The following is a 19,771-nucleotide window of genomic DNA, read 5'->3' as shown; positions in this document are numbered from 1 at the left end:
AGTATGAAAGAAAGTAATTTTGTTGAACTTGCAAAACGTGCGCGTGATTTTGCTTACGTCCCGTATTCCAAGTTTCCAGTAGGCGCTGCGCTTGTTACAGCAGATGATGAAGTCGTATTAGGTTGCAATATTGAAAATGCCTCATTTGGGCTAACCAATTGTGCGGAGCGAACCGCGATTTTTAAGGCTGTGTCAGAAGGGAAGACGAATTTTAAAAAACTGGTTGTTGTGGCGGATACAGACGGACCAGTTTCACCTTGCGGGGCATGTCGCCAAGTTATAAGTGAGTTTTGCGACAAGGACATGCCGGTTGTACTAACAAATTTAAAGGGCGATGCAGTTGAAGTAACCGTTGAAAAGTTGCTTCCTGGCGCCTTTACGAGTGGAGATATGGATAATGAGCGATACGTTTAAGTCTGGTTTTGTTGCGATTGTTGGGCGCCCGAATGTAGGAAAGTCCACGCTTTTAAACCAAATAATAGGTCAAAAAATTGCGATCATGAGTGATAAAGCGCAAACGACCCGAAACAAAGTGCAAGGGGTTTATACGGAAGACGATGCGCAAGTAGTGTTTATCGACACGCCTGGTATTCACAAACCCAAACATAAACTTGGTGATTTCATGGTCAAAGTGGCCTTAAATACATTTCGCGAAGTCGATTTAATTTATTTTGTTATCGATGCGGAAGCTGGCTTTGGCCGCGGCGACGAATTTATTATTGAGAAATTAAAAAATGTGGAAACACCTGTTTTCCTACTTATCAATAAAATCGATTTAATTTCCAAAGAAAAATTAGTGGAGCTCATCGAAAAATATAAGGAGCTACTCGATTTTGCGGAAATTATTCCGATTTCAGCTTTAGAAGGCGACCAAGTGCCAAATCTACTAGCTGAAACGAAAAATTACTTAGATGAAGGTCCGATGTACTATCCAAAAGACCAAATCACTGACCACCCAGAGCGTTTCATCATCTCAGAACTTATCCGTGAGCAAGTGCTTCAATTAACACGTGAAGAAGTGCCACATTCGGTGGCGGTCGTAATCGAAGGCATCGAAAAAAATCCGAAAACGGAGAAGCTTACAATCATGGCCACAATTATTGTCGAACGCAGCACGCAAAAAGGCATTATTATCGGCAAACAAGGCCAAATGCTCAAACAAATCGGCATGCGCGCAAGAAAAGAAATCGAACTTTTAATGGGTTCCAAAGTATTTTTAGAAGTTTGGGTAAAAGTCCAAAAAAATTGGCGTGACAAAGAGCATTATTTACAGGATTATGGTTTTAATCAAGATGAATATTAATAGAAAATCGTAAATAAAAACACAAAAGCGTATGGGCTTCCTAAACTTTTAGGAGAAGCACCATTCACTTTTGTGTTTTTTCAGTTATTAGATTTAAAAAGTCTTTACGATTATTAATCTTGGAGAATTCAGTTATGCACATTGTCAGAGAGTATCAATCCATTTATGTACTCTTTCGCTTCTTCTAAAGAGACATGTGGTTGGTACTCACAAACTTTTTGAACTTCTTTTATTGTATTTTTTCTAAAAATTAAATATGAAATTTCAGTTTCCTGTTCTTTAGAAAAAGCTATTTTTTTATTGTTGACTCTTCAAAAGCATGGGGGAGGGGCACTTTAGAAAGATCCGACATACTTAAATTATCCACATATTTTTTGCAGTCGCTATTGACACCCCAGGTTGCCAATCCATAATCATCTTTACCGCTAAAATTTTGTTTTGCCGATAAATCAAATCCAATACTTCCATTTTCTGTGGCTCTGTTAAATTAATCATTACTGAATCTGTCGTTGTCTCTTGTTTTTGGCGTTTAAAACTGTTTTTGATTGCAATCGCCACTATTACGAAAAATGTAAAAAATACTACTATAGTCACACTTATGCCTATTGTCATGGCTAACATGTTCTCTCTCTCCTTGTTGTAAAAATTCAAATGCACTAAGCTCTATAATCTATACGAGAAACCAAACTCTTTTAGTTCCAAATTAAATTATCGTACTCCATTTCAAGAAAACCATCATCACCTAAATACTCGTAATAAATCGAAAAACTCACTGTCTTCCCAGGCTCAATCTTTTCATGAAAGTAATCTTTTTTTTCTATTTCTGCGTAGTCAGCCGCATCATATTGGAACAAATAAAAATCTTTAGCGGACACATAAATCGGTTCTTTACCATCGTTGCGCATTTTGACATCAACTTTATAGTATTTATCAATTCCACGCTCATCAACTTCATACGTCGTAGGCTGCTTAACAAGCACCGTCGCATCCTCACTAGATTTCCCCTCATCACCAAAAGAGAGCTCCATATAATCTTCATCATTATAATCATCTGTATAACCTTCATTATAATCACTTGAGATTTCTGTATCATTAGACGTATTCTGCTCGCTCACATAATAAATAAACGCGCTAAGTCCAATCAGGCAGCTAATTAGAAAAATAGCACCGCCAATGCTCGTAAATAAAATCCCCATAAGCTTCTTTTTCTTTAAAAGTAAGAGTGCGACACCCGTAATGGTGGCGGCAAACGAAATCAAGCAAACAAATCCAATGACAATCGAATAAATCATATGCGCGTCTCCTTTTTTTATACTACTAACATTGTACCATCTCCGCACAATTTAGAGAACTATAAATACACCAAAAAACCTGCCAAAACAAACTAGGCTAATTTTGTTGTAATATATTTAAATTGTTAATAGATTTATAGTCAATAAGAATGTTTGCCAGAATCCATAGACTCCACATAGGCTTCATGCTATAATTTTCACACATGTATGATAATAGGTGATATCCTGAACACCTCGCCAACTGGCGGGGAGACAAAGGAGGAAAATAGATGTCTTTTGAATTTGTACGTAAAAAAGGAAACACGTTTTATACTTTAGATGGACAAGAGGTCGGAAAGGTTGAAGCAGATTTAAAAATGGGGTTTCCTACAGAACTCAAACAATTTTATAATGAAGTAGGTTATGGATTTTTTTCTGGTAGTGAGTATAATATCAATAGATTAATGGATCCAGAATCTGTTCGAGATTTTCGTAAGCGAGCAGGAGACTTTGAGGTCTATCCAGATATAGAGATATATGATGAATATGAAGATGGTAAATTGATTTTTTTTGAAGCAAATGAATCAGCACTAATTTCAATTGGTATTCATGAGACGCAAGAAAATCCTATCTTTTATTATGATATTAAAATCGCTAACTCATTAAAAGAGTTCCTAGAAAAAATAATGAAAGACGATAATTATTATATTGATTTACCCAATTAGCTAGTGCCTCTTTACTAGGCAAAAAATATTTTTGGTTATTGTCGCTAAATGTGTCGTCTATAAAAACATACCATTCCCTTAATCGATGGTATGTTTTTTATATGGATTAAAGATAATAAGGAGCTTTTAGAATATGCCTTTTCCGTGTATAATAAAAGCTTGGGGAGGTGTTCTTTTTGGAAAAATGTGAAGGCATTGTTTTGCGTGCTAGCAATTACCGGGAGTCTGATAAAATCGTTGTCGTTTATACGCGTGAATTCGGGAAAATCGGAATGGTTGCGCGTGGGGCTAAAAAAGGACAAAGTCGTCTTGCCGCCGTGACACAACCGTTTACACAAGGAAGCTTTACTTTTTTCGGAAATAGAGGGCTCGTGACACTCCAGCAAGGTGATTTGATTCATAACTTTTCAGATATCCAAACAGATATTTTTTTAACCGCGTACGCCGCTTACGTTTGTGAGCTACTCGATAAAGCAGTAGAAGAGCGGAAACCAAACGCTTATATATACGAACTTGTTTCAGAGATTCTAAACGACATTGATGAAGGCTATGATGCGCAAATTTTAGTGCAGATTTTTGAAATGAAAATGTTGAATGTTTTAGGACTTTACCCCGTTATGGATAAATGTGCGATTTGTGGGGCTACTTCCGGACATTTCGATTTTTCAACGCACGCAGACGGTCTAGTTTGCCACCGCTGTTTTGAAAAAGACCATTATCGGTTGCATTTACCTGAAAATGTTGTGAAACTTTTGCGTCTATTTTATATTTTCAAGCTTGATCGCCTTGGCGAAATTAATGTGAAGCCAGAAACGAAGGCCTTGCTTGAAAAAACTATTGATACGTATTACGAGGAAAAAACGGGGCTATTTTTGAAAAGCAAGCGTTTTTTGCGTGATATGTCGAAGTGGGATCACATGTTAAAGAAGGAAGATAGCGATTGACAAAGCTAGAAAAATGAAGTATCTTGTAAATAAGATTTAAATAGGTACGTTGATGAAAAAAAGTAGAAACAAGCTCTTTATTTAGCGAACTTGGGTAGGTGAGAGCCAAGTGAAATCTTGTTTTGAAAAGGCGTTTCGGAGTACAGACGAAATCAAGGTGGGAATTTAACAATTCCAAGTAGGGTGGAACCGCGAGATAACTCTCGTCCCTATATGTTGTCATGGCATATAGAGACGAGAGTTTTTATATGGCCGTAAAACTTTGGAGGTGCTAAAAATGAATTTACAAAAAATGATTCGCACATTGCAAGATTATTGGTCAGAACAAGGTTGTATCATGCTACAATCCTATGATGTTGAAAAAGGAGCCGGAACGATGAGTCCGTATACGTTCTTAAAAGCAATCGGACCAGAACCTTGGAAAGCGGGTTACGTGGAACCATCGCGCCGTCCAGCTGACGGTCGTTACGGAGAAAATCCTAACCGCTTGTTCCAACACCACCAGTTCCAAGTTGTGATGAAGCCGTCACCAGACAATATTCAAGAGCTTTATCTTGGCTCGCTTGAAAAGCTAGGCATTAATCCGTTAGAACATGATATTCGCTTCGTTGAGGACAATTGGGAGAATCCTTCACTAGGCTGTGCTGGTCTAGGCTGGGAAGTATGGCTTGACGGGATGGAAATCACTCAATTCACTTATTTTCAACAAGTAGGTGGGTTGGAATGTTCGCCGGTCACATCGGAAATTACGTACGGCTTGGAGCGTTTAGCAAGCTACATTCAAGATGAGGAAAATGTTTTTGATTTGGAATGGACAGAAGGCATCACCTATCGCGATATTTTCTATCAAGCTGAATATGAAAATTCCAAATATGCGTTTGAAACGTCCAATACTGAAATGCTATTATCGCTGTTTGACACATATGAACGCGAAGCAGGCAACCAAATGGGCGAAGGGCTCGTTTTCCCGGCATATGACTACGTGCTAAAATGCTCGCACACCTTTAACTTGCTCGATGCAAGAGGTGTCGTATCTGTAACAGAGCGCGCGCAGTACATTGGCCGAATTCGAAATCTCGCAAGACGAATTGCACGCACCTTTTACGAGGAACGCGAAAAACTTGGCTTCCCTTTAATAAAGGAGGAACAAAACCATGAATAAAGACTTTTTACTTGAAATCGGGCTTGAAGAAATGCCCGCTAAATATATTACGGCTTCTGTAGAGCAGCTAAAAGAACGCGCTGCAGACTGGTTTAAAGAGAAAAAAATTGCTGTTGAAGCGATTCAAACGTATTCTTCGCCAAGACGCCTCACAATTTTGGCGAAAAACGTTGCCACGAAGCAAGAAGACCAAATCGAAGAAGCAAAAGGACCAGCTAAAAAAATCGCTTTCGATGAAAACGGTGACTGGTCCAAAGCCGCACAAGGATTCGCTAGAAGTCAAGGCGTTACGCCAGATGACTTTATTTTTCGGGAAATAAAAGGCGTCGAGTATATCTATATCAAAAAAGAAGTAAAAGGCCTTAAAACGCTTGATTTACTCTCTGAATTCCAAAAAATCGTAACAGACATGACTTTCCCGGTTAGCATGCACTGGGCAGACTGCGATTTGCGCTACATTCGGCCGATTAAATGGCTTATCGCGTTATTCGATACCGAAATTATCCCGTTTGAAGTGGCAGGTGTGAAAACGGGAAATGAAACGCGGGGGCATCGCTTCCTCGGCAAGTCTGCGGTTGTGAAAACGCCATCTGATTATGAAAAAGTACTCCTTGAACAATTTGTTGTAGTTGATGCGGAAGCAAGGAAAGATGCGATTCGCGAACAAATTGCGGAAATCGAAACTATTCAGAACTGGAAAATTCCGGCCGATGCGGATTTACTAGAAGAAGTCAACAATCTTGTCGAATATCCGACCGTTTTATTTGGTAATTTTGAAAATGAATATTTGGCGCTGCCAGAAGAAGTTTTAATTACAACAATGAAAGAGCATCAACGTTATTTCCCAGTATTTAGCGAGGATAACAGCTTGTTGCCGCATTTTGTGACGGTTCGTAACGGAAACCATGAAAACTTGGAAACCGTGCAAAAAGGAAACGAAAAAGTACTGCGCGCTCGGTTGTCAGATGCGGATTTCTTCTATCAAGAAGATTTAAAAATGACGATTGACGAGGCTGTTCATAAGCTCAAAAATATCGTCTTTCATGAACGTCTAGGCTCATTGACTGAAAAAATGAAGCGTGTTCAGAAAGTAGCATTACTGCTTGCTGATTACTTGGACTGGGCGGAAGAAGAGAAAAAAGATATTTACCGCGTGACGGATATTTACAAATTTGATTTAGTCACGAATATTGTCGGTGAGTTCCCTGAATTACAAGGCATTATGGGAGAAAAATACGCCAAGCTTCAAGGCGAAAATGATGCTGTGGCTACAGCAATTCGTGAACACTACATGCCAATTTCGTCTGAAGGAGAACTGCCACAATCAGATTTAGGTGGACTAATTGCTGTGGCCGATAAATTAGAAACGCTCGTTAGCTTCTTCTGTATTAATATTATTCCAACTGGTTCAGCTGATCCATTTAGTCTTCGCCGTAGCGCGTTTGGTGTCATGCGAATTATTCAAGCGAACGAGTGGAATTTGCCATTTGCAGAAGTACTTGCTGAAATTGTAGGCATTGAGCGCAAAGAAGGCTTCTCAGATTTACCGGGCGAAGAAGTTTATCAAGTGGCGCAAAACTTCATGAAAAACCGCCTACGTGCCATTTTACGCGGTCATGATGTGCGTCAAGATATTATTGAAGCGGTTGTCGGCGGTGAGCCAAATCGCATCCCAGAAGTAATCAACAGCGCAAAAGTATTAAATGAATCGGCGCAAGATGACTGGTTCCGACCTACTGTTGAGGCTTTAACACGTGTGACAAATATTGCGAAAAAATATGATGACCATGAACCCGTTAATCCAAACTTGTTTGAAAACGAGTATGAAAAAGAACTCTTTGAGAGCGTGCAAGAGTTAAAACATGATTATCCAAACATGACCATCGTTGAGCGACTGAAACGCTTTGCTAAAATTCGCCCGATTATCGATGCTTATTTTGAGAATACGTTAGTCATGAGTGAAAATGAGGCCTTAAAAGCAAATCGTCTAGCGCTCCTTGTTGAGCTTTCAACCTTTATCCGCGAATTTGCACAAATGGATGAAATTCAGGTAAAATAAATATATAAAATGAAGCAGGAATTTTTCTAGAAATGGGAGTTCCTGCTTTTTAAAGGAGACGAGTTTAATGACCCAACCAGCCGTTTATGTCGTTTCCGATTCAACTGGTGAAACTGCTGAACTTGTAACACGAGCTGCTCTTGCTCAGTTTGGACAAACCCCAAAATTCATTCACCGCTTTCATCATGTTGACTCGATTGAAATGATTGAAGAAATTATTGATTTAGTAGCTGTTAACAATGGCATCATTGTGCATACAGTCGTTTTAGAAGAAGTACGCACTCGGTTAAATGAAACCGCAGAAGCTTACGGGGTACCGATTATTGATATTTTCGGTCCACTTCTAGCACAACTTGAAAAAACGTATAAAATTAAGCCGCTATCTGAGCCAGGTCGCGTCCGCTCGTTAGATGAAGCTTATTTCAACAAAGTAGCTGCGATTGAATTTGCGGTAGAAAATGATGACGGGAGAAACCCGCGAGGCATCTTGCAGGCGGATTACGTTCTAATCGGGATTTCGCGAACATCTAAAACGCCTTTATCCCAATATTTAGCTTTAAAAGGGTTAAAAATTACCAATATTCCAATTGTGCCAGAAGCAAGCATTCCAGAAGAACTGTTTGAAATTGACCCGAAAAAAATTATCGGGCTTAAAATTAACAAGAAAAAATTAAATCAAATTCGTTCTGAACGATTAATTTCCATGGGGTTAAGCGGAAAAGGAATGTATTCCAGTGGCGACCGGATTGACGAGGAGCTCAAATTTTTCAAAAAGTTGACGGATAAATTGGGTTGTTTCGTACTCGATGTGACAAATAAAGCCGTTGAGGAGACTGCAAATGAAATTTTAAGTCACATTGGTCAACTTGATGAAGAAAAATTTGATTTATAAGAAGGAATTTTAACTTTTATGTCGAATATATATATTATACGCGATTTTTAAGCTTGAAAATAAGATTTTAATCGCGTATAATGCAATTTTGCTACATGTAAAATTGTTATGCATAAAAACGGGTTATCAGCTCGTTTTTTCGTTTGTCATCAGCTGAAAAGGAGGGAATGATTTGCCAAAAATAATTGTGGATGCAGATGCATGCCCCGTAAAGGCAGAAATTAATCAGCTCGCTAAAGATTTTCAGCTTGAAGTTATTTATGTCGCTTCTTATAACCATTATAGAAGCACAGAAACCGATGAAACTTGGATTTATGTAGATACAGAAAAGGAATCTGCAGATATCCGGATTGTCAATTTAGCTCAAAAAGGAGATATTATCGTCACGCAGGATATTGGGCTCGCAAGCATGTTGCTCACAAAATGTATTGTTTTTTCAAACCGAGGTGAGATTTACTTGGAAGAAAGAATGACGATGATGCTCGAACAGCGTAACGACAGACGCAAAGAGCGCAAACTTGGGAAGTATAGCAAAGGACCAAAAGCGATGACGGACCAAGATCATATTCGTTTTTACCAAAATGTTCGTGATTTTTTAGAAAATAAAGTGGAGTTGACGATAAAAAATGAAAAGGATTCCTGAAGAAACGATTGACCGCATTCGGAATCAGACGGATATTGTCGATATTATTGGTAACTACGTACAGCTTAAAAAACAAGGACGAAATTATATTGGCTTATGTCCTTTTCACGGGGAAAAAACGCCATCTTTTTCCGTTTCACCTGAAAAGCAAATTTTTCACTGCTTTGGTTGCGGAAAAGGCGGCAATGTATTTTCCTTTTTAATGGAACATGATCACTTAACTTTCACGGAAGCCGTTCATAAAGTGGCGGAACTAGGCCATATTGATGTGGATTTCCCCAAACTTACAAGCTATGAAACTTTGTCGGCACCTAAGGAAACAAGCGAAACACATAAAATGATAGATATGCATCAGCTTGCGGCTAAGCTTTATCATTATTTGCTTTTGGAAACCGAAGAAGGTTTAGAGGCTTTAAATTATTTGAAGGAACGCGGCATGAGCGAGGAACTCATTCAGACTTTTCAAATTGGTTTTGCGCCGAATCAACATGCGACGCTGACGTCTTTTTTTGAAAAGCGCGAGATGGATTTGCATTTGGCGGTAGCGGCTGGTCTGCTTTCTGAGCGCGATGACGGCAAAATTGTGGACCGCTTTCGCAATCGAATTATGTTTCCGATTACGGATGACAGAGGGCAGCTAGTTGGCTTTTCTGGCAGGTTATATAATCAGGAAGACGGTCCAAAATATTTAAATAGCCCGGAAACGCCCATTTTTAACAAAAGAAAGCTCTTGTATCATTTTTCAGAAGGTCGCCAGGCGATTCGAAAACACGAGGAAGTAATCCTTTTGGAAGGGTTTATGGACGTGATTTCGGTGAGTGAAGCGGGGCTTTTAAACGGTGTGGCTTCGATGGGGACCAGTTTGACGGAAGAGCATATTGGGCTGATTAAACGCGTGGCGAATCGTGCTGTTATTTGTTATGACGGAGACCGCGCGGGAATTGAGGCGGCTTTTAAGGCGGGGAATCTGCTTGCACAAGGCAGAATGGAAATTTTCGTCCTTAGTCTGCCGAGCGGAAAAGACCCAGATGAATACATTCGAACGTACGGAGCAGAAAAATTTAACACGCTTTATTTGCATGAGCGGCAAACCTGGACGGCGTTTAAATTGTATTACTTGAGCCGCAATCGTAACATGGCCAATGATACGGAACGCCTAGCGTACATCGATGAAGCACTTCTTGAAATCGGCAAAATTGACCAAGCTGTCGAACGCGAATTTTATTTAAAGCAGCTTTCCGATGAATTTGACATTACAATCCCAACTTTAAAAGAGCAACTTCAACGTGCGATGCAGGAATTGGCTCGAAAGAAACCACGCGAAACGCAGTTTGATGATTTTGCCAATTTGGCCCCGCCGCCTGATGATGATATGAGTTTTGTTCATGTGGGACCAAGAGAACAGCAAAAACGTGAGGCGCATTATGTGGCGGAACAACATTTGCTTAAGGCAATGATTGAAAACCAAGATGCCTTTAGCCAAATCCATCAGCTTCTAGAAGGACTTGTTTTTTATAATGATGATTTTCAGGCGCTGTATACGCATTTGATTGCCTACTATTTAGACGGAAATGAAGCAAGTGCCTCAAGGTTTATGGATTACGTGACGGATATGCGCTTAAAAAACGTTGTGTCCAGTCTCGAAATGTTGGAGTCGCCCGAAGAACAAACAATAGAAGCTTATTCAGACTATATTTTAAGCATGAAAAGATATCGTCTTGAAATAAAGATTAAACAAAAAGAACAGGAAGTATCTGAGAAAATACGCATGCAAGACCATGAAGGCGCCATAAAGGCATCTAGCGAAGTGATTTTGCTTCGAAAAAGTCTTGCCAACAAGGATTATGATTCTGCAAGTGATGAAACGTTTTAAAACCGCGAAATGATGGTAATGACTAATAGTTGGTCGTAACGCGGTATTTTGGGAGGAGGAAACAGGCAGTATGAGTGAAAAAGCACAAGAATTAAAACAAGAAACGATTGAACAAGCGAAAGAAGGCCTAGTTGAAGAAGGTAAAAAGACAGGGATTTTAACCTATAGTCGAGTAGCTGCTAGATTAGCTCCCTTTACACTAGATTCAGAGCAAATGGACGAATACTTGGAACAGCTCGGGGAAGCGGGGATTGAAGTCGTAGATGATGATGACGATGCAGATCCAGATGAAACTGAGCTTGTAAAAGAAGAAACTGAAGAATTTGACCTCACAGATATGAGCGTTCCTCCTGGTGTTAAAATTAATGACCCTGTCCGTATGTATTTAAAAGAAATCGGTCGAGTTGACCTTTTGTCAGCGGATGAAGAAATCGCGCTCGCAAAGCGCATCGAAGCAGGCGATATTGAAGCGAAAGGTCGCTTAGCTGAGGCGAACTTACGACTGGTTGTAAGTATTGCGAAACGTTACGTTGGTCGCGGTATGCTTTTCCTCGATTTGATTCAAGAAGGAAACATGGGCTTAATGAAAGCTGTTGAAAAATTTGATTTCAACAAAGGATTTAAGTTTAGTACGTATGCTACGTGGTGGATTAGACAAGCTATCACCCGTGCTATCGCTGACCAAGCACGTACAATCCGGATTCCGGTGCATATGGTTGAAACCATCAATAAATTAATTCGTGTGCAACGTTCCTTACTTCAAGATTTAGGACGCGATCCGTCACCAGAAGAAATCGGAGAAGAAATGGATTTGCCGACTGAAAAAGTTCGTGAAATCCTTAAAATCGCGCAAGAGCCAGTATCACTTGAAACGCCAATTGGTGAAGAGGACGATTCTCACTTAGGTGATTTTATTGAAGATCAAGAAGCGACATCACCGTCTGATCATGCGGCATATGAGCTTTTAAAAGAACAACTAGAAGATGTACTTGATACGCTTACGGACCGTGAGGAAAACGTACTTCGCTTGCGCTTTGGCCTAGATGACGGTCGCACGCGCACGCTAGAAGAAGTGGGCCGCGTATTTGGCGTAACGCGTGAGCGCATTCGTCAAATCGAAGCGAAAGCACTTCGGAAGCTTCGTCATCCAAGTAGAAGCAAACAGTTGAAAGACTTTTTGGAATAAAAATAAGAGGTTTGGACTGGGCTTTTTTATGCCTAGTTCCGGCCTCCTTTTTATAGGGAGTGTCATAATGAACGAGCAAAAACTATCAAACCGCCTCACTTGTGTGGCAAATTACATACCTAAAGGCAGCCGAATTGCTGATATCGGTAGCGACCACGCTTATTTGCCTTGTTACGCGATTTTAAATGAAATAGCAAGCTTTGCAGTGGCAGGTGAAGTCGCCAAAGGCCCGTTTGAATCGGCGCAAGAACAAGTCATAAAAGCGGAACTGTCAGGAAAAATTGACGTGCGTTTTGGTGATGGCTTGGCAGTCATAACGTCGGCGGATGCCATTGATACGGTCGTCATTGCTGGCATGGGTGGCACATTAATTCGGACGATTTTAGAAGCGGAACCACAAAAATTGACCTCCGTTAGGCGACTCATTTTGCAGCCTAACATTGGCGCTTGGCAAATTCGCGAGTGGGCGGAAAACAATTACTTTAAGCTTATTTCGGAAGCGATTTTACGCGAAGATAATAAAACGTATGAAATTCTTGTTTTAGAGAAAACAGAAAGGGCAGCGCGCTATACGGATAAGGAGCGTCTGCTTGGTCCATTTCTCTTAACGGAAAAAAATGATGTTTTTGTCGCAAAATGGCAACACGAGCTAGCGAATTGGCAACGGATTGTTGCAGGGCTTCAAAATGGGCAGGAAAGTGAACAAAATGCGGATAAAATGAAAGAACTTACCAAAAAAATACAATTAGTGGAGGAAGTGCTCAAATGAAAGTAGCAAATGGCTATGAATATGTCGCCATGCTGGAAGAAATTGCACCTAAAAAGCTTGCTATGGATAATGATCCCATCGGACTTCAATTAGGTGATTTATCCAAAAAAGTACGCAAGGTCATGTTTACTTTAGACGTTTTAGAGAGCGTTGTGGAGGAAGCGGTCAGCAAAAATGTGGATATGATTATCGCACATCACCCGTTTTTATTCCGACCGCTCAAAAAAATTGATATGGCAACTGCTGAGGGGCGCATGATTCGAAAGCTGATTAAGCATGACATTATCGTATATGCGGCGCACACCAATTTGGATATCGCGGACGGTGGGGTTAACGATATTTTGGCGGAACTTTTAGCACTCGAAAATACGGAAATCATTGTGCCTACACACAGCGAAAACTATATGAAGATTGCCGTTTATGTGCCCGAAGACAGCGCTGAACATGTGCGGTTAGCGCTCATGCATAACGGGGCCGGCAAGATTGGTGCAGAATACGAGGAATGCAGCTTCCGCACACTCGGAACGGGAGAGTTTAAACCAAGTGAAAAAGCGAACCCTACGATTGGTGAAAAAGGGGAGTTAACAGCCGTCTCTGAGGTCAAACTAGAAGCCGTAGTCCCTTCTAGCGCAGCTGACAAGGTCGTAAAAGCAGTACGCACTTCTCACCCCTACGAGGAGCCAGCGATTGATTTAGTTCACCTGCAAAACTTGCAGGAAACAAAAGGACTCGGCCGAATTGGTACGCTAAAAAAAGAAAAAAGCATCGAAGCTTTCATCGAAGATTTAAAAGGTGCACTTGCGATTGACCATGTTCGTTTCATAGGTGATCCTAGTAAGCTTGTTAAAAAAGTGGCTGTAATTGGCGGTGACGGAAATAAGTTTATTCATGACGTCAAGCGAAGCGGCGCCGATGTTTTCGTGACAGGAGATATTTATTATCATACAGGGCACGACTTACTTGCGATTGATTTACCTACGATTGATGCGGGGCATAATATTGAAAAAGTGATGAAACGTTATTTAAAAACGGAATTTGAAAAAAGGGCGGAAAATCTAAAGTATGAGGCTGATTTTATCATTTCAGAAGTCGATACTGATCCGTTCACGTTCTTATGAAAACGAAATTAATTTTTTAAAGCGGCAACTCAGGCAGTGGGAAAGCAACGCTCTTTCAATGTCATTAGAGTAAATTTTTAATTCAATCTGTCGATGTCTAGTAATGTGAAAATGCTGGGACATCGACAGAAATCCGGAATTCATTGCGGGAGAAGGGAAGATGGCGGAAAGAGAGACAATGACTTTCTTTTTCTACTCCATTTTTCTCCAAAAATCCGGGGGTCGACAGAAAATCACTTTTGAGCTATGATGGGAGTAAGAGTCACGAGGGTACCTGTTTTAATCTATGTATTGTGAAATGTAAATCGCCTGAGCGATTGGCCGTCGTTTCGATGCACCTGTGTTTTAATCTATGTATTGTGAAATGTAAATTCGTAAATATAGCTTAAATAGCGCTCCGCACTGTAGTTTTAATCTATGTATTGTGAAATGTAAATGTGGCTGGGCTAAAGATAAATAGATTGCCCATGTGGTCTTAATCTATGTATTGTGAAATGTAAATGTTGTTAGACCTGAATAGGCTACATCATCTTGAATGGAGTTTTAATCTATGTCCTATGAACTGTATGTTTAGCCAAATAAAAAGTTAAAGCACAATTAGAGCATATATTAAAACAAAACAAAAAGCATAAATCCAGTAGTGATTCCATTTCAGAAATGGTTTTTACTGGGTTTATGCTTATTTTTTATCGACCGCCGTTTTTTAAATGTTCTAATCGGGCGCGGCGTTTTTCTTCCATGTTTTTCTTTTTGGCACGCGGTAGAATGGCTTCGGCGCTTATTTGGTGGTGGCGTTCCCAAGTTGTGGGGTCATCTGGTTCGTACTGGTCTAAAAAGACGAGCACTTCTCGGATAATATGTGTTGGCGTGCTAGCACCAGCAGTTATCGCCACTTTTTTAGCATCTTTAAGCCAATCTAAATTAATTTCGCTCACATCGGCCACTCGATATGCGGGGACTAAAGCTTTTTCAATCGAAACTTGGGCGAGACGATTCGTGTTATTGCTCCGCGGGTCGCCTACAACAATTGTGACGTCAGCGCCGACAGCTTGTTCTGCAACGGCTTCTTGGCGTGTTTGTGTCGCCATACAAATTTCTTTATGATTTTCTGCTTGTGGGTACAAGGTTTGAATGTAGTCCATCAAATCGAGGACGTCCCACTGGCTCATTGTCGTCTGATTCGTTACGAATATTTTTTCAGAAGAAAGGTTTAAAGCATCAATATCGGCCGCTGTTTCAACAAGGTGAACGATGTCAGGGGCAGTCCCGTAGGCGCCTTCTGGCTCTGGGTGGCCTTTTTTACCGATATAAATAACGTGATAGCCTTCTCTTTTTTTCTCTAAAATGAGGTCATATGTGCGCATAACGTCAGGACAAGTGGCATCAATCGTTACAAGTCCCTTTTCTTGTGCGATTTTTTTTACGCGAGGGGAAGTACCGTGTGCCGTGAAAATAACAGTTCCTGTATCAATTTTTTCGAGAATAGCTTCCCGATTTTCTCCGTCAACCGTGTAGATTCCAATTTCTTCAAATGCATCGGTGACATGTTTATTATGAACAATCATACCTAAAATATGAATAGGACGTGGCAAATTTGGATCAAGCGAAGCGTTTTTAGCAATGACCATTGCATCGACAACACCGTAACAATAACCGCGTGGGCTAATTTTGATAATTTCCATTGAATCCTCCTAAACTAAAAAAGCAAATTCTACATCTATTATAACGAAGAATCTTTTTTTTTGCTAGAACGCGTTTTTCTATATTTTTTTGTCGCAGTCATGCGCTGTAGATGGTATAATGGCACAAGGAACTGAAACGGAGTGAAATGATGACTATGAAAAAGACAAGGTTTGAACAATTTGGTTTTCAGCCTTTTATCAATGTTGCGATTGAAAAATTAGGTTTTTATGAACCAACAGAGGTGCAACAAAAGTTAATACCGGGCGTCATGCGCGGAGAAAGCATTATCGGGCAGTCGCAAACTGGAACGGGAAAAACGCATACTTTTTTACTGCCGATTATTGAAAAAATTAATCCGCATAAAGATGTTTTGCAAGCTGTTATCACGGCGCCAAGTCGCGAACTAGCTACACAAATTTATAACGAAGTAAAAAAAATTACGAAATACAGCGAGAACGACATTAGCGCGCAATTAATTATCGGAGGTACGGATAAAAAACGCGCGATAGAAAAGCTTAAGAAACAGCCGCAAATTATTGTGGGGACACCTGGCCGTATTAATGATATGATTCGGGAAAACGCGCTACAAGTTTACACGGCAAATGTGCTCGTCATCGATGAAGCTGACATGACGCTTGACATGGGCTTTTTAAATGATGTGGACCAAATTGCTGGGAAAATGCCGCCTGAACTTCAAATGCTTGTATTTTCGGCGACTATTCCGCAAAAATTAAAACCATTTTTGAAAAAGTATATGGAAAATCCGCGTTATGAGCACATTACGCCAAATGTAGTGGCATCAAAATCAGTGACGTATGAATTAATTGCGGCCAAAAGTAAAAATAAACTCGACTTATTAAAAGATTGCTTGGTGACTTTCCAGCCATTTTTAGCCATTGTATTTACGAATACAAAGCAAACGGCAGATGAAGTTCATGCGGGGCTTGTTAGTCGCGGTTTAAAAGTGGCTAAAATTCATGGCGATGTGAATCCGCGCGAACGTAAACGGACGATGAAGGCCATTGAAAATATGGATTATCAATACATTGTTGCGACAGATCTTGCGGCAAGAGGGATTGATATTCAAGGCATTAGCCACGTTATTAATTATGAACTTCCAGACGATAATGATTTTTATATTCACCGTACAGGTCGGACGGGCCGGGCGGGGCACTCTGGTATTGCCCTTACCATTTTTGAACCAGCCGATGAGGATCGTTTAAATCAATTGGAGAAACTGGGAATTAGCTTTAAACATGTAGAGCTTAAAAAGGGCGAATTTGTTGAGGTTCAAGACCGCAATAAACGCGCGAAACGTGAGGCAAAGCGTGAGGCAGCTGATCCGCGTGAAATCGGCATGCGTAAAAAAGCGAAACAGAAGCGAAAACCTGGTTATAAAAAGAAAATCAACTACAAAATGGCGGAAATTAAACGCCGTGAAAATCGTAAAAAGAATCGAGGGAAAAAATGAGCAATTTAAGAATTGGTTCGCACGTTTCGATGAGCGGCAAAAAAATGTTGCTAGGTGCAAGCGAGGAAGCGGCTTCTTACGGTGCCAATACGTTTATGATTTATACGGGTGCTCCGCAAAACACGCGGCGCAAACCGATTGAGGAATTAAATATTGAAGCAGGACTTGAGCATATGGCTGACAATGAGATGCAAGATATTGTCGTGCATGCGCCGTACATTATTAATATTGGTAATGCAGTTAAGCCAGAAACATTCGAACTTGGCGTAAGTTTCTTACGTCAGGAAATCGAACGCACCGCAGCACTTTCGGCGAAGCAAATTGTGCTACATCCGGGCGCGCATGTTGGGGAAGGCGCTGAAGTTGGGATTAAGCAAATCATCAAAGGCTTAAACGAAGCGCTTGATCCAAGTGTTGATGTGCAAATTGCACTTGAAACGATGGCTGGAAAAGGAACGGAAATTGGACGTTCTTTTGAAGAAATTGCCCAAATTATTGACGGGGTGACACATAATGAGCTTTTGTCAGTAACATTTGATACGTGCCATACGCACGATGCTGGTTATGATATTGTGAATGACTTTGATGGTGTTTTAAATGAGTTTGATAAAATTATCGGCATCGACCGTTTAAAAGTACTTCACATTAATGATAGTAAAAATGTTTGTGGGGCACATAAAGATCGTCACGCGAATATTGGATTTGGTCATATTGGTTTTGATGCATTAAATTACATCGTGCATCACCCGAATTTAATGTCCGTTCCGAAAATTCTCGAAACACCTTATGTGGGTGAAGATAAAAATAATAAAAAACCACCATATCGATTTGAAATTGAGATGCTGCGCAAGCAAAAGTTTGATCCCGATTTAATCGAAAAAATTATGGCTGATGAATAAGGAGAGATAAATATGGAAAAAATGTTAGTTTTTGGGCATAAAAACCCGGATACCGACACAATTTGTTCGGCGATAGCCTTCAGCGAACTAAAAAAGGCAGAAGGTTTTGAAGTGGAAGCAGTTCGCCTCGGTGAATTAAATTCTGAAACGGAATTTGTTTTAAAAAGTGCAGGCATCGAAGCCCCGCGTTTAGTCCAAACGGTTGCAAATGAAGTAACTACAGTGTGCCTTGTCGACCATAATGAAGCGCAACAAAGTGCAGACGATATTAAAAACGTGACGGTACATACGGTCATTGACCACCATCGTATTGCCAACTTTGAAACAGCAGATCCGCTTTATTACCGCGCAGAGCCAGTTGGATGCACGGCGACAATCCTATTAAAACTTTTTGTAGAAAAAAATATTGAAGTTCCAAAAACCGTTGCCAAACTGATGGCTTCCGCAATTATTTCGGATACATTGCTATTTAAATCCCCAACATCAACGGCAGAAGATCAAGCTGCGGCAGAAAAGCTAGCAGACATTGCGGGCATTGATCTACAAGCTTACGGCATGGAAATGCTCCGTGCGGGCGCCGATGTAAGCAAAAAATCCGTCGCTGAACTATTACTTGATGCGAAAGAATTCGATATGAACGGTCATAAAATTGAAATCGCACAAATTAATGTCGTAGATGAAGAAGATGTGTTATCACGCATGAGCGAAGTGGAACCTGTTATCCAAAAAGCCATTGCAGACAAAGGCTTAGGCTTATATTTATTCATCATTACCAACATTTTAACAAATGATTCTGTTGGTGTAGCGATTGGTACAGAAACAAATGCTGTAGAAGAAGCGTATAACGTGAAAATTGTAAACGGCAAAGCACCACTTGCTGGCGTTGTATCACGTAAAAAACAAGTTGTTCCAGTGTTGACAGAGATTTTCTCTAAATAATAAAAAAGTGCCAAGCGAAATTACGCGCTTGGCACTTTTTTATTTATATTGCTTTAAACGGAACCAATTCAACATGAAAATCATAATCGCCATAATGAGCGCTGTATAGGCAACAAACGGTGCCAATGCGTAATCGCGAATGAAAATACCGATGAATGCCCAAACAAAAACGAGCGGCACAATAAAATCATTTTGCTTGTAACGAAATACGAGAACGAAGAAGCTTGCTAAAAGAAGTAAAATAATTGTTGCGCCAGATTGAAAGCTCACTAAGCCCAAGACATTGAAGTAATAACAAATGTTAGCAATTGTTGCCACGAAAATCCAGCCAAGATATACTGAAATTGGCACACGCCACAAACGTCGCTTTGAAATTTGCTTTTGATACGCATAAAATAATAGTAGCGAGAGAAGCAAGAGCAGCATCACAACGATGGATAAAAAAATCAAATTGAAATGCCACATAAAAATCCAAAGTGCATTTAAAAGGCTACTCGAAGTAAAGACAAACGCCAGTTGACTTGTCACGTGCTCACGTTTCACAGTCACGCCTACAAGCCAAACAAATAAGAGTAAGTAAATAAGACCCCAAATTGAAAACACATAACCGGCAGGTGTAAACAAGGTTTGATACCGATTGCTCACTTCGCCAGTCGTTACCCCGTTTAAAGGTAAAATATTGGCAAAAGCATTAACTGCCACCATTACAAAATACGTTATGTACATCCAGATTAAATTCATCTGTCGCACCCCCTGACAACTTATTTCCCTAAAGTACAAGAAAGTAATCTTTTTTCTTAATCAGATTCATTACGATTTACATTTTAACATAAA

The 19,771-nt window shown here is 40.2% G+C and carries 19 protein-coding genes; 15 read left to right on the top strand and 4 right to left on the bottom strand.

Annotation, left to right across the window (positions count from 1 at the left end; all coding sequences use genetic code 11):
• The first annotated feature begins 3 nt into the window (after window positions 1–3).
• Together CFT42_RS02270 and era are read left to right on the top strand one after the other, a co-directional pair.
• Entirely contained in the window at window positions 4–414 is a 411-nt protein-coding gene (locus tag CFT42_RS02270; protein WP_088809005.1) for a cytidine deaminase, read from the top strand.
• Window positions 398–1,303 (top strand): GTPase Era, encoded by a 906-nt coding sequence (gene era / locus CFT42_RS02265; RefSeq protein WP_088815283.1) that lies wholly within the window; start codon window positions 398–400, stop codon window positions 1,301–1,303. The genes CFT42_RS02270 and era overlap by 17 nt, the downstream gene beginning before the upstream one ends.
• A 354-nt stretch (window positions 1,304–1,657) precedes the next feature.
• Here the strand turns inward: era and CFT42_RS02260 are convergent, their stop codons facing one another.
• A complete protein-coding gene (locus tag CFT42_RS02260) occupies window positions 1,658–1,924 on the bottom strand; it encodes a hypothetical protein (protein ID WP_088815282.1) in 267 nt (88 codons plus the stop codon).
• A 71-nt stretch (window positions 1,925–1,995) separates the two neighbouring features.
• Entirely contained in the window at window positions 1,996–2,595 is a 600-nt protein-coding gene (locus CFT42_RS02255) for a DUF4352 domain-containing protein (protein ID WP_088815281.1), read from the bottom strand.
• Window positions 2,596–2,864: 269 nt separating this feature from the next.
• Here CFT42_RS02255 and CFT42_RS02250 point away from each other — a divergent pair, with 269 nt between their 5' ends.
• From CFT42_RS02250 to CFT42_RS02205, 10 genes are all read left to right on the top strand, one after another.
• Window positions 2,865–3,299 (top strand): SMI1/KNR4 family protein, encoded by a 435-nt coding sequence (locus CFT42_RS02250; RefSeq protein WP_088815280.1) that lies wholly within the window; start codon window positions 2,865–2,867, stop codon window positions 3,297–3,299.
• A 176-nt stretch (window positions 3,300–3,475) separates the two neighbouring features.
• Window positions 3,476–4,243 (top strand): DNA repair protein RecO, encoded by a 768-nt coding sequence (gene recO / locus CFT42_RS02245; protein WP_088815279.1) that lies wholly within the window; start codon window positions 3,476–3,478, stop codon window positions 4,241–4,243.
• A gap of 277 nt (window positions 4,244–4,520) precedes the next feature.
• Window positions 4,521–5,405, top strand: coding sequence for a glycine--tRNA ligase subunit alpha (glyQ, locus tag CFT42_RS02240; RefSeq protein ID WP_088808996.1), 885 nt, complete (start codon window positions 4,521–4,523; stop codon window positions 5,403–5,405).
• Entirely contained in the window at window positions 5,398–7,464 is a 2,067-nt protein-coding gene (gene glyS, locus CFT42_RS02235) for a glycine--tRNA ligase subunit beta (protein WP_088815278.1), read from the top strand. Before glyQ ends, glyS begins: the two co-directional genes overlap by 8 nt.
• A 67-nt stretch (window positions 7,465–7,531) precedes the next feature.
• Entirely contained in the window at window positions 7,532–8,356 is an 825-nt protein-coding gene (locus CFT42_RS02230; RefSeq protein WP_088815277.1) for a pyruvate, water dikinase regulatory protein, read from the top strand.
• 172 nt (window positions 8,357–8,528) lie between these two features.
• Window positions 8,529–8,999, top strand: a complete 471-nt coding sequence (locus tag CFT42_RS02225; RefSeq protein WP_088808993.1) for a YaiI/YqxD family protein — start codon at window positions 8,529–8,531, stop codon at window positions 8,997–8,999.
• On the top strand, window positions 8,983–10,872 hold the full coding sequence (gene dnaG / locus CFT42_RS02220; protein ID WP_088815276.1) for a DNA primase: 1,890 nt from the start codon (window positions 8,983–8,985) through the stop codon (window positions 10,870–10,872). The genes CFT42_RS02225 and dnaG overlap by 17 nt, the downstream gene beginning before the upstream one ends.
• Before the next feature lie 70 nt (window positions 10,873–10,942).
• Complete coding sequence (gene rpoD, locus CFT42_RS02215; protein ID WP_088808991.1) at window positions 10,943–12,058, top strand: RNA polymerase sigma factor RpoD; 1,116 nt, start codon at window positions 10,943–10,945, stop codon at window positions 12,056–12,058.
• Between the two features lie 67 nt (window positions 12,059–12,125).
• Window positions 12,126–12,827, top strand: coding sequence for a tRNA (adenine(22)-N(1))-methyltransferase (locus CFT42_RS02210; protein WP_088815275.1), 702 nt, complete (start codon window positions 12,126–12,128; stop codon window positions 12,825–12,827).
• On the top strand, window positions 12,824–13,945 hold the full coding sequence (locus CFT42_RS02205) for a Nif3-like dinuclear metal center hexameric protein (RefSeq protein WP_088815274.1): 1,122 nt from the start codon (window positions 12,824–12,826) through the stop codon (window positions 13,943–13,945). Before CFT42_RS02210 ends, CFT42_RS02205 begins: the two co-directional genes overlap by 4 nt.
• A 686-nt stretch (window positions 13,946–14,631) precedes the next feature.
• On the opposite strand, the gene CFT42_RS02200 is transcribed toward CFT42_RS02205, so the two are convergent.
• The gene (locus CFT42_RS02200) at window positions 14,632–15,627 is read right to left on the bottom strand and encodes a 4-hydroxy-3-methylbut-2-enyl diphosphate reductase (protein ID WP_088808988.1); all 996 of its coding nucleotides are present in this window, start codon (window positions 15,625–15,627) and stop codon (window positions 14,632–14,634) included.
• Window positions 15,628–15,782: 155 nt separating this feature from the next.
• Between CFT42_RS02200 and CFT42_RS02195 the strand changes: the two genes are divergently transcribed.
• The 3 genes from CFT42_RS02195 to CFT42_RS02185 are packed head-to-tail and all read left to right on the top strand — an operon-like array spanning window position 15,783 to window position 18,937.
• Entirely contained in the window at window positions 15,783–17,099 is a 1,317-nt protein-coding gene (locus CFT42_RS02195; protein ID WP_369821454.1) for a DEAD/DEAH box helicase, read from the top strand.
• On the top strand, window positions 17,096–17,998 hold the full coding sequence (locus tag CFT42_RS02190) for a deoxyribonuclease IV (protein ID WP_088808986.1): 903 nt from the start codon (window positions 17,096–17,098) through the stop codon (window positions 17,996–17,998). Before CFT42_RS02195 ends, CFT42_RS02190 begins: the two co-directional genes overlap by 4 nt.
• Before the next feature lie 12 nt (window positions 17,999–18,010).
• Complete coding sequence (locus CFT42_RS02185; protein WP_088808985.1) at window positions 18,011–18,937, top strand: manganese-dependent inorganic pyrophosphatase; 927 nt, start codon at window positions 18,011–18,013, stop codon at window positions 18,935–18,937.
• 39 nt (window positions 18,938–18,976) lie between these two features.
• On the opposite strand, the gene CFT42_RS02180 is transcribed toward CFT42_RS02185, so the two are convergent.
• Window positions 18,977–19,678, bottom strand: a complete 702-nt coding sequence (locus CFT42_RS02180) for a tryptophan-rich sensory protein (RefSeq protein WP_088808984.1) — start codon at window positions 19,676–19,678, stop codon at window positions 18,977–18,979.
• Between the last annotated feature and the right edge of the window lie 93 nt (window positions 19,679–19,771).

The organism is Listeria goaensis, assembly GCF_900186125.1.
GTDB classification, from domain to species: domain Bacteria; phylum Bacillota; class Bacilli; order Lactobacillales; family Listeriaceae; genus Listeria; species Listeria goaensis.
The sequence above is the reverse complement of the archived record's forward strand: the minus strand, read 5'-3'. Positions and strand labels throughout refer to the sequence as shown.